Source organism: Nakamurella sp. (assembly GCF_048594475.1).
GTDB lineage: Bacteria > Actinomycetota > Actinomycetes > Mycobacteriales > Nakamurellaceae > Nakamurella.
Genome location: NZ_JBMDXT010000327.1, coordinates 1 through 2365 on the forward strand (window position 1 = coordinate 1; position 2365 = coordinate 2365).

Below are 2365 nucleotides of genomic sequence, written 5' to 3' on the forward strand. Positions count from 1 at the left end.
CATCTCCTGGATGAGCACGGTCTTGCCCACACCGGCACCGCCGAACAGACCGATCTTGCCGCCCTGCACGTACGGCGTCAGCAGGTCGATGACCTTGATGCCGGTGACGAGCTGCTGGGTCTTGCCCTCGAGCTGGTCGAAGGCCGGGGGCCGCCGGTAGATCGGCCAGTGCTCGGCGTCCTCGGCGGTGCCGGGCACGTCCAGGCACTGTCCGAGCGCGTTGAACACGTGACCCTTGACCACGTCCCCGACGGGCACCGAGATCGGTGCCCCGGTGTCGGTGACCGACGCGCCGCGGACCAGACCGTCGGTCGGCTGCATCGAGATGGTGCGGACGATGTCGTCGCCCAGGTGCAGACCGACCTCGAGGGTCAGCGTGCGCTCCGGACCGCCCTGGGTCACTCGCACGTGCAGCGCGTTGAGCAGGGACGGCACCTGGCCGCGCGGGAATTCGACGTCGACGACCGGTCCGATGACTCGGACCACGCGACCGGTGGTGGCGGGGGCCTGGGTGGTGGTCATAGGTCCTCAGTCCTCTTCGTTGCCAAGCGCGGCCAGAGCGTCTGCGCCGCCGACGATCTCGGTCAGTTCCTGGGTGATCTGAGCCTGCCGGGCCTGGTTGGCCTCGCGGCTCAGCTTGCGGATGATGTCGTTGGCGTTGTCGGTGGCCGCCTTGCAGGCCGCCCGGCGCGCCGCGGACTCCGACGCGGCCGCATCCAGCAGCGCAGCGTAGATCCGCGTCTTGAGGTACTTGGGCAGCATCTCGTCGAGCAGCTGGTCCGACGACGGCTCGAACTCGTACGACGGCAGCAGGGTGGTCGACGACGGATCCCGATCGACGTACTCGATCTCCATCGGCGCCATCCGCCGGGCCTGCGGCCGCTGGGTGATCATCGAGACGAAATGCGTCGACACCAGGTGGATCTCGTCGATGCCCGGCTTGCCGTCGGCCGTTTGGCCGGACGACCCGGCCAGGAACGCCGGCAGGATCTCCTCGGTCGCCGCCTCGGCGTGCGCGTAGGTCGGCCGCTCGGAGAAGCCCGTCCAGGTCGCCTCGATCGGCCGGTTCCGGAACGTGTAGTAGCCGACGCCCTTGCGGCCGATGACATACAGCACGGATTCCTTGCCCTGCGAGCGCAGCAGCGCCCCGAGCTCCTCGGCCGCCTTGATGGCGGAGGCGTTGTAGCCGCCGCACAGGCCGCGGTCCGCGGTGATCAGCAGGATGCCGGCCCGCTTGGCCTGCTCCCGCTCGTTGAGCAGCGGATGGTCGAGCGTGGACGCCGACGCCAGCGCGGTGAGCACCTGGGTGATCTGCCGCGAGTACGGCGCCGCCGCCGCCACCTTGGCCTGGGCCTTGGCGATGCGCGAGGTGGCGATCATCTCCTGCGCCTTGGTGATCTTCTGGGTCGACTTGACCGACTTCACCCGCTGCCGCAGGACTCGTACCTGTGCCGCCATCACTCACCTCCCTGGAGCCGCGACGGATGGTCGCCGATAACCATGGTGCCGGGCCTCACTTCTTGAGCGAGGCCGGCCGCTGGACCTGGACCTTCTCCTGGCCCACCGCGGCCGCGTCCATCGGCTTCACCTGGGCCTCGCGGCCCAGAATGGTGCCCTCGGAGGTGGTGAAGGTGTCGGAGAACTCGCCCAGGGCGGTCTTGAGCGCCTCCTCCGATTCCTTGGACAGCAGCTTGGAGTCGCGGATGGCCTGCAGCGGGCTGCCCGAGCTGTGCCGCAGGTACTGCAGGAACTCGGACTCGAAGCGCCGGACGTCCTCGACCGGAACCCGGTCCAGGTGACCACGGGTGCCGGCCCAGATCGAGACGACCTGCTCCTCCACCGGGTACGGGGTGAACTGCGGCTGCTTGAGCAGCTCGACCAGGCGCGAGCCACGGGCCAGGGCCCGCTTGGACACGTCGTCCAGGTCGGAGCCGAAGGCGGCGAATGCCTCCAGCTCGCGGTAGGCCGACAGGTCCAGACGCAACGTGCCGGACACCGCGCGCATCGCCTTGACCTGGGCGGCGCCGCCGACCCGGGACACCGAGATGCCGACGTTGACGGCCGGCCGGACGCCCGCGTTGAACAGGTCGCCCTCCAGGAAGCACTGCCCGTCGGTGATCGAGATGACGTTGGTCGGGATGTACGCCGACACGTCGCCGGCCTTGGTCTCGATGATCGGCAGCCCGGTCATCGAGCCGGCGCCCAGCTCGTCGGAGAGCTTCGCGCAACGCTCCAGCAGGCGGGAGTGCAGGTAGAAGACGTCGCCCGGGTAGGCCTCGCGGCCCGGCGGGCGGCGCAGCAGCAGCGAGATCGCGCGGTAGGCCTCGGCCTGCTTGGACAGGTCGTCGAAGATGATCAGGACGTG

Annotated in this window: 1 protein-coding gene and 2 pseudogenes; all 3 read right to left on the minus strand. The window is 69.4% G+C overall.

Annotated features, from left to right (window positions below):
- Positions 1-522: pseudogene (locus ACOJUF_RS14910) on the minus strand (F0F1 ATP synthase subunit beta); the annotation flags it as partial.
- 6 nt (positions 523-528) lie between these two features.
- Positions 529-1458: a F0F1 ATP synthase subunit gamma gene (locus ACOJUF_RS14915; RefSeq protein WP_420122617.1), complete on the minus strand. Its 930-nt coding sequence runs from the start codon at positions 1456-1458 to the stop codon at positions 529-531.
- A 55-nt stretch (positions 1459-1513) separates the two neighbouring features.
- Positions 1514-2365 (minus strand): annotated as a pseudogene (locus tag ACOJUF_RS14920) (F0F1 ATP synthase subunit alpha); the annotation flags it as partial.

Excerpts from the sequence above, each read along its gene's own strand:
- ACOJUF_RS14915 (WP_420122617.1), bottom strand. The coding sequence starts at position 1,458 with ATGGCGGCACAGGTACGAGTCCTGCGGCAGCGGGTGAAGTCGGTCAAG.